12 protein-coding genes are annotated in these 13,754 nt (G+C 41.0%); 1 reads left to right on the forward strand and 11 read right to left on the reverse strand.

Features of this window, described 5'->3' with window-relative positions:
* Positions 1 to 174: 174 nt before the first annotated feature.
* From NLX65_RS01960 to cdaA, 6 genes are all read right to left on the reverse strand, one after another.
* Positions 175 to 969 carry a polyprenol monophosphomannose synthase gene (locus tag NLX65_RS01960; RefSeq protein ID WP_260536603.1) on the reverse strand — a complete coding sequence of 265 codons (795 nt, stop codon included), beginning with the start codon at positions 967 to 969 and terminating at the stop codon, positions 175 to 177.
* A gap of 7 nt (positions 970 to 976) precedes the next feature.
* Positions 977 to 2,788, reverse strand: a complete 1,812-nt coding sequence (gene uvrC, locus NLX65_RS01965; protein ID WP_260536605.1) for an excinuclease ABC subunit UvrC — start codon at positions 2,786 to 2,788, stop codon at positions 977 to 979.
* A 445-nt stretch (positions 2,789 to 3,233) separates the two neighbouring features.
* Positions 3,234 to 3,596 carry a 30S ribosome-binding factor RbfA gene (gene rbfA / locus NLX65_RS01970; RefSeq protein ID WP_260536607.1) on the reverse strand — a complete coding sequence of 121 codons (363 nt, stop codon included), beginning with the start codon at positions 3,594 to 3,596 and terminating at the stop codon, positions 3,234 to 3,236.
* Positions 3,571 to 4,359, reverse strand: coding sequence for a triose-phosphate isomerase (tpiA, locus tag NLX65_RS01975; RefSeq protein WP_260536609.1), 789 nt, complete (start codon positions 4,357 to 4,359; stop codon positions 3,571 to 3,573). The genes rbfA and tpiA overlap by 26 nt, the downstream gene beginning before the upstream one ends.
* 15 nt (positions 4,360 to 4,374) lie before the next feature.
* Complete coding sequence (locus NLX65_RS01980) at positions 4,375 to 5,355, reverse strand: pyruvate dehydrogenase complex E1 component subunit beta (protein WP_260536611.1); 981 nt, start codon at positions 5,353 to 5,355, stop codon at positions 4,375 to 4,377.
* Between the two features lie 83 nt (positions 5,356 to 5,438).
* On the reverse strand, positions 5,439 to 6,233 hold the full coding sequence (cdaA, locus tag NLX65_RS01985; protein WP_260536613.1) for a diadenylate cyclase CdaA: 795 nt from the start codon (positions 6,231 to 6,233) through the stop codon (positions 5,439 to 5,441).
* 342 nt (positions 6,234 to 6,575) lie between these two features.
* Here cdaA and NLX65_RS01990 point away from each other — a divergent pair, with 342 nt between their 5' ends.
* Entirely contained in the window at positions 6,576 to 7,907 is a 1,332-nt protein-coding gene (locus NLX65_RS01990) for a ubiquitin carboxyl-terminal hydrolase family protein (protein WP_260536615.1), read from the forward strand.
* Between the two features lie 359 nt (positions 7,908 to 8,266).
* On the opposite strand, the gene NLX65_RS01995 is transcribed toward NLX65_RS01990, so the two are convergent.
* From NLX65_RS01995 to NLX65_RS02015, 5 genes are all read right to left on the reverse strand, one after another.
* Complete coding sequence (locus tag NLX65_RS01995; RefSeq protein ID WP_260536617.1) at positions 8,267 to 9,031, reverse strand: RNA methyltransferase; 765 nt, start codon at positions 9,029 to 9,031, stop codon at positions 8,267 to 8,269.
* A gap of 373 nt (positions 9,032 to 9,404) precedes the next feature.
* Positions 9,405 to 10,757 carry a TolC family protein gene (locus NLX65_RS02000; protein ID WP_260536619.1) on the reverse strand — a complete coding sequence of 451 codons (1,353 nt, stop codon included), beginning with the start codon at positions 10,755 to 10,757 and terminating at the stop codon, positions 9,405 to 9,407.
* A gap of 8 nt (positions 10,758 to 10,765) precedes the next feature.
* Complete coding sequence (locus NLX65_RS02005; protein WP_260536621.1) at positions 10,766 to 11,425, reverse strand: ABC transporter ATP-binding protein; 660 nt, start codon at positions 11,423 to 11,425, stop codon at positions 10,766 to 10,768.
* Position 11,426: 1 nt separating this feature from the next.
* Positions 11,427 to 12,533, reverse strand: coding sequence for an efflux RND transporter periplasmic adaptor subunit (locus NLX65_RS02010; protein WP_260536623.1), 1,107 nt, complete (start codon positions 12,531 to 12,533; stop codon positions 11,427 to 11,429).
* Between the two features lie 11 nt (positions 12,534 to 12,544).
* Entirely contained in the window at positions 12,545 to 13,744 is a 1,200-nt protein-coding gene (locus NLX65_RS02015) for an ABC transporter permease (RefSeq protein WP_260536625.1), read from the reverse strand.
* Between the last annotated feature and the right edge of the window lie 10 nt (positions 13,745 to 13,754).

Consider the following 13,754-nt stretch of genomic DNA (forward strand, 5'->3'; position numbering starts at 1 on the left):
TTAGTCTTTGAAAAAAATAATCAAATCGCTTATCTTAACAACCTAACTGACACATTTAACTTAACGGACAACTTTAATACTTAAATTTTTACTGCCTGTCAGATTAAATCTTGACTACTACAACTTATGCCACTCTGGGATAAGCTCTTGCTCAGAATGCGTTTAATGTGCATACTAAGGTCGTTTCCAGCTCCGCCACTTCATCTGAATAAGCCGAAGAAAACTTTCTCCTGCCATTATTAAACCCATTTTAGATTGACCTTTTACCCTGTTTGTAAAAGTAATCGGCAATTCTATTAGCTTAGCGCCATGTTGATAAGCCAGAAATTTAATTTCTACTTGAAAGCTATATCCTACAGAAGTTATGTGCGCCTCCTTTCGAGACGTGAGTGCTGCTGGCACTTTTGTTGTCGAGGTTGGCTTAGGGTTTGCAAGGGTCAAAATAGCTGTCAGTATGGTGCGTCGGTAACAAACAAATCCAGCCGTGGCATCCTTAATCGGTATGCCTGTAATAGATCGTGCAAGCCAATTGGCCATGTAGGATAATAAGCGTCTAGCAGGTGGCCAATTCACCACATGCCCACCTGGGATGTAACGAGAACCAATGACTATATCGATGGTAGGTGTGGCGCATGCGTTTAAAAGTCGAGGCAAATCAGCAGGCGCATGGGAAAAATCAGCATCCATGCTGCAGATATAATCGTAACCATAGGCCAGTGCCCAACCAAATCCTGCTACATAGGCGCGACCTAATCCCTCTTTGCCTGATCGACGTAAAAGGTGTAATTGATGTGTGTAACGTTGTTGTAGCCTCATCACCACATTGGCTGTCTCATCAGGAGAGCCATCGTCTACTACCAAAATATCTATCCCTATCTTTAATCCAAAAATAGTGGTTACCAAAGATGCAATATTTTCTCTTTCATTATAGGTAGGTATAACTACTATGGAACGAAGCAGTACGGACATGTATCTTCTATTTTAAACGATCTTTTGGTAAAGTAGGTTCCGCTAAAAAATATGCTTGCAAGCGTTTAGCCTTTGATGGCCCTACTATTGTAGCTAATGTCTCTAAAGAAGCGGTTTGCATTGTCTGAAGGCTACCCAATTGTTGCAATAGTTTAGCGAATGTTTGGGGGCCAATACCTGGAATATTCAGAGATTCGAACGCGCTTTTGCTGCGTTGTTTTCTGTGAAAGGTAATGGCAAAACGATGGGCTTCATTGCGCAGCTGCTGGAGCAGTTTGAGTGAAGCAGATTGCTTATTTAAATACAATGGAAATGGATCATGGGGGAAGTAGAGCTCTTCTAGTCGCTTGGCTATGCTGATAATCGCTACTTGACCATAGATACCTACTGCTTCTAAAGCCCGCAAGGCAGCATTCAGTTGCCCCTTTCCCCCATCTATTACAATCAGATCAGGAAGCCCTTCTTGCGTTTTTGAGCTATAACGTCGCTGGATGATTTCATACATAGAAGCACAATCATCAGGTCCTACGACCGTTTTAATATGATAGTGGCGGTAGTCTTTTTTAGAAGGTTTGCCATCCTTAAAGCAAACCATGGCCGCTACTGGATGGGCCCCTTGTATATTCGAATTGTCAAAACATTCGATCCAATAAGGCACCTCTTTTAACTTTAAGTCATGTTGTAATTGCACAAGCGTTAGATTGGGTTTTACTTGAAAATTAGATTTTTGATGTAAAAAATCCTTTTTGCATAATAAAGCATTTTGGAGCGCCAATGCTACCAATTTCCGCTTGTCACCAATTTTAGGCATGGTGATGGAAAAGGGGCCTATGGTTAGGTTCAGCGGCAGATTAACCAAAACTTCTGGTGCCTGGCTATTGCTGCAAGCACGGAGCGAACAGACTACCAAAGGTAGTAAATCTGTTGCCTCTTCTTCTAACTTTTTGGTTACCACACGGTGTTGGGTAAAAGAAATGGCACCTTGTTTAATATGCAAGTAACCCACAAAGGCATGGTTTGGATCTGAAATAATGGCTACTACATCCAAATCCCCTACCAGCGGATTGATGACTAAAGATTTTGCTTGGTATTGGTCCAATAGCATTAACTTTTCCTTAAAGCGTTGCGCTTGTTTATAATCAAGTTGTTGGGCAGCTGCTAGCATTTGTTTCTTGAGCTCCTTTTTTACAGAAGCAAAATTATTTTTTAGTAAGGCCTCTATCTGATCTATCTCTTGTTGATAAGCCGCTTCATTTTGAAAAGCTTCGCATGGTCCCTTACAATGGCCCAGGTGGTAATCCAAACAAACCTTAAACTTATGGTTGGTTATGTTTGCTGCCGAAAGATTGTAGTTGCAGGTACGGAAGGTAAATAATTTTTTGATTACCTCTAAGGTTTGTTTAACAGATTGGGCACTGGTAAATGGTCCGTAGTATTTTCCCAAGGGAGGGACCGTTTTACGGGTAATGATCACCTTAGGGAAGCGGTCATGGGTAATACATAGATAAGGGTAGGTTTTCCCATCTTTTAGTAAGATGTTATACCGTGGTTGTAATGCTTTAATGAGGTTGTTTTCTAAAAGCAGTGCTTCATACTCGGAATGTAAAGCAGTATAGGCAATAGAGGCAATATGCGTAACCATACGTGCGGTTTTTAGGTTATGTACCTTGCTAATAGCAAAATAATCACTTACCCTTTTTTTAATGTTTTTTGCTTTACCAACATAAATGACCTCTTCTTTGTGGTTGTAGAATAGATAAATACCCGGCAATGTAGGTAGGTGTTGGATCTGATTTGGGGTATAGCGTGGCGTTTCCATAGGTTCAAGTTACAAAATTCCTTACGGCAATTCTTTGTATTAAACTTTAGTATGCTTTTTATTTAAATATATTATTTGTATAATTAAAATTGGATTTACAATACAAAGACCGTTTGATCAAGTTGTTTTTTAGCTGTGCTATGTATGTGTTCAGCGCAGTGGTTTTTTGCGTTAAAAGAACAACGCCGCTGAAAAAAGTCGCGGTTTAGAAAGTGGCATTTTACAGATGATTAGGAAAAATAGTTTTCTTTGAAGCCCCCTTTGGGGGCGCTTTCTGTTTTTCCATCTGTAAGATGGCACTTTCAGTTACTTTTTACCGAGGGCTTGATTTTTTGTCCACTTTTTTATCAAGAAAAAAGTGGGATACAACCCATTATTAACCAGTATCGTGAACAGATACATACAAAGTCTGGCATTCATTTCTTCAGTTCGTAGCCTCTACTTTTCAATCAGCTTCTAATGCGTCTATCAAAGCAGTCACACGTGCGCCTTGCATCACCGAACGATCGATCATAAACTTTAAATTGGGTATTTTATGCATTTTCCCCGCCACCCTTTTGCCTAGTAACCTTCTCATCGTACTTTTATGGCCATCAATCTTTTGCAATAAGGTTGCCTGCTCCTCATGTAGGGAAAAGCTGAGATATACTTTTGCCAGACTCAGGTCACTGCTTAAGTCAACCGTTGTAACTGAGATCACTGCACCCCCAAACAACCGAGTGGTTTCCATTAAGAACAGTATGCCCAGCTCCCTTTGCACGAGCTTAGCCATTTGTTTTATTTTAATTGCATGAGTAGCCCGTACCATCTTTTTGTTCAAGTAATGCAGCAACTATTTGCATAAATGCATCTACCCGCAGCGAAGCCCCCCCAATCAGTCCACCCGCTACGTTAGGACAGCCCAATATAGCCTTTGCATTTTGTGGATTGCAGCTCCCACCATAGAGAATAGGAACCTTTTCGCCTGCACATAGTTCCGATAACACCTCCCTTATAAAGGCGTGCATTTCTGTAATTACTGTTAAGCTCGCTACTTGTCCAGTGCCAATTGCCCAAACCGGCTCGTAAGCAATCGCTACTGTTTCTATTTCCTTTGGTGTTAAGCCCATTAAGCTTTCTTGCAACTGTTGCTGCACTATTGTTTTATGTTTGCCATGCTTGCGTGCTGCTAAACTTTCGCCACAGCAAAGAAAAGGTTGCATACCAGCCTCCAATACCCTTTTTATTTTTTGAGCTAAAAGTGGATGATCCTCTTTTTGGTAGCTTCTGCGTTCACTATGCCCAATCAGTACACCCTTTACACCTATAGCGGCTAGCATAGCCGCTGATACTTCCCCCGTAAAAGCACCCTCTGCCTCATGGTGACAATTTTGAGCAATGAGTTGAATAGATTGGTGATCACCTATTAAGTCAGCTATAGCCGATAAATGGACAAAAGAAGGGGCAATGTATAGCGCTAATGAACCCGCGTCTATGGCCTTCAACTCAGGCAACAATGCCCCCATAAAGCCAATGGCCTCTTGGGTCGTTTTGTACATTTTCCAATTACCTATAAGGTATTTTTTTTGCATGACTGTGTGTGCTATTTATGTTAGATACAAAACCCGCTTAAGCGCCGCTACGGTTTGGGCTACATTGGGCAAGATGGCCTCTATTAAAGTAGGTGCATAGGGAAGGGGCACATCTAAGTTATTTATTTTTTGAATCGGCGCGTCTAAATAGTCAAAAGCATGTTTTTGAACCTGATAAGCTATTTCAGACGCAATCGAAGCCAGTGGCCAGGCTTCCTCTACGATTACCAATCGATTGGTTTTTTTTACCGATGCAATAACGGCCGATAGGTCTAGGGGACGAATCGTTCGTAAGTCAATTAATTCCACTGAGACACCTTGCGTTTGCATAACCTGTACGGCCTCCTCTGCTATTTTAACCATTTTCCCAAAAGAAACCAAGGTTATATCTGTGCCCTCTTGCCTCAGATGCGCTTTTCCTATGGGCAACAAATAGGCGTCTGCAGGTACTTCTCCCAAGTCACCATACATTAATTCCGACTCCATAAATAGGACCGGGTCATCGTCTCTAATGGCGCTTTTCAGCAACCCCTTCGCATCATAAGGGTTAGAAGGCACGATTACTTTTAGCCCTGGACAATTGGCATACCAATTTTCAAAGTTTTGAGAGTGTTGGGCACCTAACATGCCCGCATTACCAGTTGGTCCCCTGAATACAATAGGCACATGATATTGCCCACCCGACATCGCATAAATTTTAGCCGCTCCATTTACAATCTGATCTATCGCTACTAGGGAAAAATTAAACGTCATCAACTCTATAATCGGGCGCAAGCCATTCATAGCAGCCCCTATACCCAATCCCGTAAACCCTAATTCACTAATAGGCGTATCTATTACCCTTTTCGCTCCAAACCGTTCCAGCATACCTTGACTTACTTTGTACGCACCATTGTATGCCGCTACTTCCTCCCCCATTAAAAAGACCATTGCATCTCTTTCCATTTCCTCTATCATTGCCTCGCGCAATGCTGCTCTAAATTGTATCGTCCGCATCTCCTAGCATTTTATTAAATAACCATACGCCCTATCAAAGATAGGGCATATCAAGAAAAAATATTATCTCCCCTAAGTGCTGGTTATGCATCATTACTCAGATACTCCTTTAGCGCACTTCTAATTTCTTGCGCAGATAGGTTGTTTTCCATTGTCCCCTTTCTAGCTATGGATATTTGTCCAGATTCTTCTGAGACGATTAAAACCAATGCGTCGGTTATCTCCGTAAGGCCAACAGCTGCTTTATGACGCAGTCCAAAACGTGCCGCTATATTTGGATGTTCCGTAACCGGTAAAATACACCGTGCCGCTACGATTCTATTGTTGTGAATAATCACAGCTCCATCATGTAATGGGCTATATTTATTGAATATAGCGATCAATAACCGTGCAGAGACTACTGCATTAATTAAGTCACCAGATTCTTCATAATAGCGCAGGTCTGCATCTTTTGTAAATACAATTAGCGCACCTGTGTTGCTGCCGCCTAAGGTTTGTACCGCTTTTACCACTGGTGTGACATCAATTTCATTCTTTTTATCAGTCAACCAAGGAATGATTTGTACTACCATCGCTTTACTGCCCATCAGACTTTTGCCTAAGCTAAACAAGAAATGGCGGATTTCCCTTTGAAAAAGAATAATCGGCACGATAGGACTGGTCCATATGCGTAAAATAGATGTAAGTACCTTGAGCTGTAAGGCTTGCACCATCCAATAAAAAATATATACGATCAAGCAACCCAGAATGCACTTTACAGCTATACTACCCTTTACTAATGTATATACCCAATAAACCAAGCAGCCCAATAGTGCTATATCAACAATAAGCCTAAAACTAATGTCCCAACGCTCAAGATAGAATAGGTTAAATGGCATCGGTTAAATTTATTTTTAGTTGATAGTCAAAATAATTTATATAAATTAGGCGTGTAAAAATCTGTAATTTATTGTGATCAGTAAGGCATTTTATACTAATTTTGTGTTAAAAAAACAATTTTGTTGGCAAAAAAGCAAATTTATAAATCATTAAAAATAGTTTCATGGGAAACCATCAAGTTAGGGCTGTATGTTTTTTTATGGAAGGTATTGAACCACCTAATGGATAAAAAGTTACGTGGCCATTTGATTATATGGAGATAGTTTTATAATATTGCATATCAAGAGCAAATTTTTATAAAAGGGATTAATATTTCTGTCTTCCTACTCTTTATTCGGTCAATGCAAAGAACAACTACACAAGCAATCCTTATTGCTTTTCATAGAAAGTATATGTTTAGAAAGATCATCAGCCGCCCAACCATTTGGTTGTTAATAATTGTCATCCATGCAACAGTAGGGAGTTGTCAAGGTTGTAATCGCAACAAGAAAATAACGCCTACCCCTGCATCTCCTACGGACACTACGCTTAAAACACCTACAGTGCCAGTAACTAAGCTGCCAGATAATCTGCCAGACCCATTGCATGGCTCTACAGATAGCCTACTTGCTAAAGCTAGTATCGCTTCATCAGGTAGTTCTTCTTCTGGGTTTGCTAGCCGTGCTTCAGCCACTTCTAGTGGGTATGCTTCTTCAAGACGTTCTAGTAGTAGTGGCTCCTCACCTGCGCCAAAGCCTTCTGGCCCTTTGTTTTCCTTTGCTGGTCTTGAAAATTTAGGCAGTACTTGCTATATGAATGCAGCATTGCAAGTGATTGCAGCTCTGTATCCGGAGGAGGCGCAGAATAGCCCCCTCGAAGGGCTAGTTAATAAAATCAATGCTGGCCCCGGGGTATTATCTCGGGATGTTATAAAAGGGTTTGTGGCGCGTTTTCCAGAAGCGGCGCTTGAGATGGTATGTTCAGTTCGCCAGCACGATGTTGATGAGTTTATTAGACATTTTTTTACAACGGACTTGCCAGGGTCTATTACATTTATTTCACGTATCCTTTATAAAAAACAGACTAAAGCAGCCATTTATGTAAAGGAAATGTCTGAAGAAGATAACACATTGCATATAAGTTTTAAAAAGGATGAAAATTGGGATAAGTACGACTTAAGTCAGCTCGTTGCATTGAATATGGAAGAGTTCGTGGAGGAAGAAGAACAAGGTAAATATCGGGATATAGATTCAACGTATGATAAGGAGTTTTGTATGAATAGTATGTCTACTTTTATACAAAAGCATCAAAGCAAGCTAGAGCCTATGCAAGAAAACACCTCTAAGGTAAAAAATTATATCAAACAAATCGTATACACGCGTATGCCTTCTAAATTATATCTACAACTAAATCGATTTGAAAACTCTAGCTATAAAATAACGGATCCAGTGTATGGGACAATGGAGCTTACCATTCGCCCAGATCCTAATTGCAAGGATGATGTTGTGAAATATAATCTACATGCTTTTATTCAACATAGCGGAGAGGTAATAAGTAGTGGCCACTATATTGCCTATGTAAAGCGCGAAGACAAATGGTATAGGGTAAGCGATGGAACGATGGAAGAATGGAGTCAATCAAAGGTTATAGATGCGTCTAAAACCGCTTATCTATTGTTTTATACAAAACAATAAAAGAACGTATTTGTTCACGTTACTGGTTAATAATGGATTGTATCCCACTTTTTTCTTGATAAAAAAGTGGACAAAAAATCAGGCCCTTGGCAAAAAGTCGCTGAAAGTGCCATCTTACAGATCGAAAAACAGCTCGTTGCATTACTTTTACTGTGTGCCAACTTTTTATTGGCGGACATAAGCAGCGGCGCGTATACACATGAGCCATTTCTATCTCTGTGTTAAAATAGATGTCCCTTAAGTTGACGCCATTCCATGAACACATACGCATAATTTGCGATTCGATCTAATTCAAGCTAGGAAGGGCGTGGTGGAGGCCAAAGCGGGGGGCCTATGAAACAGCATAGTCAGTAGCTTGCCTACATACCGCCTATCCGTTTCCAATTGTCACATAGAATCGCTGCAGCGGTCGCTGCATTTAACGAATTGGCATGGCCATACCTAGGAATGGCAACCGCCTCTGTTAGGGTTGCTTGTACGGCAGGCTGAATCCCATGGGATTCATTCCCAATAACCAATATCCCACGGTCTGGAAACAAAAAATCATGTACAGACTTCCCTTCCAACATAGCACCTAGGATAGGCAGCTGTACACCCTGTAAATAGCGGGGTAAATTTACATAATGCAAGTTGACCTTTACAAAAGAGCCCATACTCGCTTGTAATACCTTTGGGTTATAGAGCTCTGCAGTGGTTTGCGCGCAGAGTATGGTAGTTATGCCATACCAATCTGCTATACGAATCATAGTACCTAAATTACCAGGGTCTTGCATGCCATCTAATGCCAGGGTTATACCCTTAGGTGCTAGGCAGGGGGCAGTGGGTAGGGGTATAGCAGCTACTGCCAGTACTTCATGGTTGTGAACAAAGGAACCTAGTCCAGAGAGCAATGCTGTATTGGTTTCAAATACCTCTGTTTCTCGACGAAAGGTAGTAACCATATCTGGATTACCTGAAAAAAAATCAGGCGTTCCTACTATACATTTGATAACATAATCAGAAGCAAGTAATGCTTGGACGCCTTTTTTCCCTTCTAAGACAAAAGCAGCCCGCTCTAGGCGGTATTTTTTAAGCGCCAATTGGCGGATGGATGTGGCTTTGTTTTTACTTAAAATAGGATACATACATTCCTTTTTTACTATTTGCTCTGAACAGGCAATGGCGTCAACTTAAGGGACATCTATATTTAACACAGAGATAGAAATGGCTCATGTGTATACGCGTCGCTGCTTATGTCCGCCAAGTTTTTTATCGGCGGACATAAGCGCCTTAACTTGACGAAATAGCAGCAAATATATCTATTCAATCCACGTAAAAAGAACAACGCCCCTGAAAAAAGTCGCAGTTTAGAAAGTTACTTTTTACCGAGGGCTTGATTTTTTGTTCACTTCTTTATCAAGAAAAAAGTGGGATAAAACTCATTTGTAGCGTTATGTGCCAAGCCATCTAAAAGCGTTTGTAGCCATGCACCCTATTAGGCAGATAGATGTAGCATGCCTAAGAAAGCTTCTGATGAAACATACCAACCAATTGATATAGTTCAAACTCTGCTTTTTTTACCTTTAAAGCGTGCTCGATTACATCGATTTCAGCTTTTTGAGTTGCTTCTTCTGCTTCATGTAATGCGAGTAGTTTAACCTGTTTTAGGCGATATTTTTCTCTTATAAAAACCAATTTTTGCTTGCTTATTTTCAGTTGCGCTTCTGCTACGTTATGTGCATCTAAGGCATGATGGTATTGCCATTTTTTATCTTCTAAACCATCCTCTAAAGCCAATTTTTGTTGTTTTAACGTAAACGTGGCATTATGTAATGCTATTTTGGCTTTTTTAATCTTTGCAGGCATGAGCAGTAAGGTAGCGATATCAATCTGAATACCAATCCTTCCCAACCATTTGCTAGGCGTAGCATCAAACTCAAATGGTTTATCTTCTAAATTATATGTATACCCCTTCGATTGAAAACAAGCCAATAGGTTTAAACAAGAAAGCGGGTAGGCTTTAGCTCTGCGCAACTCAGTTGTTGCTATAGCTACTTGTTTTTCCTGTATGGCTACTTTTAAATCAACCATTTTTTCTTTTGTGACCGCTTGAATATCCCATATAGGTTGAACAGAAATAGTTGATTGTACCGATGTTTCTTCATTGAGGGGTTTGCCAAGTAGTACATTTAAACTGCGACGCTTTCCTTTCAAGGCTTCCTGACGCTCCAATAAACTTAACTTTACCTGTTTCAGGGCCAGCTCTGCATCCAAACAATCTATTTTGGAGATCCGTCCTATTTTTAATTTTTCTTCCTCTACCTTTAACCTAGCTGTGGCTAGCTTGATTAGGTTATTGGATAATGTCCACTTTTTTTCTGCCAAGGCAAGCTCATAGTAAGCAATAACTACTTGCTGTAGTTCTTTTGCTATTGATTTTTTAGCATCTAACTTATGGATCACATTATTTTGATTGTGTATCTTAGTTTGGAATATCTTATCCGCTAACGATGCCAATGTCCATTGTAATGTAAAAAAAGGTTCGGATCGCATGTGCGATTGCATGGCGTTTGTTTTGGTTCCATTTTGCTGTGCAGATGATTGTGTGCTTCCTAGCCAGCTGTTGTCGTAAGCCAACATGCAAGTGGCTTGAGGCAGCCATATCTGGAAAGTATCTATTTTACGAGAGAGTATGGCTTGCTTTTTAGTCTGTTCAGCAATCTGAATATTTAAATTATCTTTTAAAGCCATGTTGATGGCTTCTTGCAAACTCATCGGCTTGTTTTTCGCTTCTGTGCTGTGGTGGCCTAAAAAGGCTATGCTACCTATTATGCTAAAGCATACAACCCATTTTTTCATTATCAATCTCATTAAATGTATTAGCTAATTTTTCCATCTACAATTTCTTGAATGCTATTGCATTGCCGTGCTACCTGCACAGAATGGGTCACGATAAGAATTGTATTCCCCTCCCTATTCATCTCTTTAAGCAAAGCCATGATTTCATGTGCCGTGCTGCTGTCTAAGGCACCTGTTGGCTCATCTGCCAAGATGAGGGGAGGAGCTGTGACCAATGCACGGGCAATGGCGATCCTTTGTTGTTGCCCTCCTGAAAGCGCATTGGGTTTATGATGGGCATAGGCCGTTAAGCCCACTCTATCAAGCATAGCCCATGCACGCTTGTAGCGCTCTGCTCTTTCTACACCTTGGTAATAGAGGGGCAGCGCTATATTCTCTAAAGCCGTTTTAAAAGGGATTAAATGAAACTGCTGAAAGACTAGCCCAATTAATTGACTCCTATAGCTATTGGCTTGTTGATGCGAAAGATTTTTGATCTGCACGCCATTCAGATGGTAAGCCCCATGGTCATAGCTATCCAATAGGCCAATAATATGCAACAACGTAGACTTTCCAGCACCAGATTGCCCCATTAAGGCGACAAAATCCCCTTTTTCAAGGTGGAAATCGATCCCTCTCAGTACTTCCCTAGTGAGGGTACTCGTCTGATAGGATTTATGTAAGTCCCGTATCTGAATCATGCTACGCTTCTACAATTAATTGGTCTGACTCGGTAAGGCCTTCTTTTACCTCGACATATAGACCATCAGATAGCCCTAATACCACCTCTTTTTCAACCACTTTACCTTCATGTAAACATTTTACGCAATAGGTTGCACCTTTTATTTGTATCATGCTTTCTGGCACAGCTAGCACATCGTTGACTTGCTCTAGAATTACCTCTGCAAGCGCTACATACCCTGCCCGTAAAGTAATTTTTGATTTTTTGGGTTTATGTATGATCCCTTCTATGTCAAATTTAATTTCTCCTTTTTGGAATGCCTCTTCATTGGCTTTGGGTGCAATTTTAGTTAAAGTAACTTGCAGTTTTTCATCATTCAAAGCATTTAATGAGGCGGTAAAGGTCATCTCCTTGGTTAAGTGGATCACATCTAATTCACTGACCTGAGCGGAAAACAAGAAATGAGACATATCCCCAATAAGCGCTACGGTGGTGCCAGATGCTTTGTCACTCACTGCTTGCACCATACTGCCCTCCTTAGCGGGTAAACTTAAGATGGTCCCTTTGATAGGGGCTTTTATCATGTTAGCCGCTACGCCTTTTGCTGTAGTATAGCCACGTTGAATGATTTCCAACCTTTTCTGAGCTGCAGCAACTTTTTCTTTGGTTTGTTCCCAGGCTGCCAACGCAGTTTCATAAGCTTCTTTAGCCAGCATCTTTTTGCTAAAGAGTTGCTTACTTCTTAAGTATTTGGTTCTAGCTTGATTGCGATCAATAGTGGCCAAACGCAATTTGCTGGCTGCAGCCTCCACCTCGTTCAGATTGGGCTGTATTTTAATACGGGCAATCACTGCACCTTGTGGAACATAATCCCCTATGCGTACAAATAATTTATCTACTACACCCGTCACATGGGCTTCTAGTTTTGTTTCTTTATGAGGCATTAGGTTGCCAGAGAAAACTTTTTTGCGCACAATCGTTCTACGTGTGGGCTCGGTAGTTTGAAAGGTAATTGGATCTAACTTAAAGGCTGTCCGCGTTAGTTGTTCCCATTGCGTTTTATATATTTTGGAGTAAGCAAAAAAACCTCCAGCTATGAAGCTAGTGGTTAAAATCAATTTGGTCATTGTACGCATTTTTATTCTTTATTTAAAGCATCTACTGGTTTAATGTACCCTACTCTTTTTACAGGGATAATGGCTGCTAAACAACCAGACAGTACCAAGGCGACTAAGGCATATAGAGAAAATTGAAATTCAAAACGAGCGATGCCATGATTTTCAATCATGGGAAGCAAGTAGCGATTCATCCATTGGAGTATGCCTATACCGATTCCTAGTCCCAATATACCGGAAATCAAGTTAATGGCAATCGATTCCAGCAAAATTAAACCCATGATATGGCTGGGTTTCGCGCCCATCACTTTACGAATGGCCAATTCTTTTCTACGCTCCTTTACTACAACCAGCATCATATTACTGACACCTACCACACCACTGACCAAAAAGCAGCAACTCACTAGTCCAATAAACCCCTTCATAACGCTAAACAACACTTCAAAAAGCGTAGCGCTTTGAGATGGGCCACGTATGCATAGTGCATCCCGCTCATTTGCGTTAAGATTGAGTCGCCTGGCTAGGTAGGTGCGTACTTTTTCTGCTGCGGCTATTCCATTTTGTTTGGGTGCTAGGGTCGCTATGATACCATCAATGACTTGCGCATCCCTAGGAAACAATGCTTTAAATAAACTACTGGGCAGCATGATGCGTGTGTTATTGAACCAAATCGTTTCGTCTAATACACCAATTACACACACCCTAACGCCATCTATTGCGATGAACTGCCCCACTGCTTGGTGCACATCAAATATTTTCTTTTTCATCTCTAGGCCCAGTATACAGACTGGGAGCCTTTCCGCTAGGTCACGCGCATTGAAAAAACGCCCCTCTACCAGCGCTAGGTCGTTGATCTTTTCATACCCAACCCCTACACCCAGCAGGTCACTTTTGTGTATGATTGGTCCATACGCCACCGAACTTGTTTTTTGAAAAAAAGGCATAACTTGGCTAAACACATTTAAACCAGTGGCCAGTTCATTGGTTATGGCTTCTGTGAGGTGGATAGGGCCCGTTGACCCATGCCCTTCAGAAATATACATACAACGGGTAGTATAGCTGCGAAACCGTTTCATCATGCCATTGTGGACGCCACTACCTACGCCTTGTAAAAGCACCCAGATAAGCATGGCCCACATAACGCCAAAACCCGAGAAAATAGTCCTGATTTTATGGGCTTTTAAACTATGTAAAACTTCTATAAACCATTGATATCCAAGCATATATAATAAA

It is taken from the genome of Candidatus Cardinium sp. TP, assembly GCF_025215055.1.
Taxonomy (GTDB): Bacteria; Bacteroidota; Bacteroidia; order Cytophagales; family Amoebophilaceae; genus Cardinium.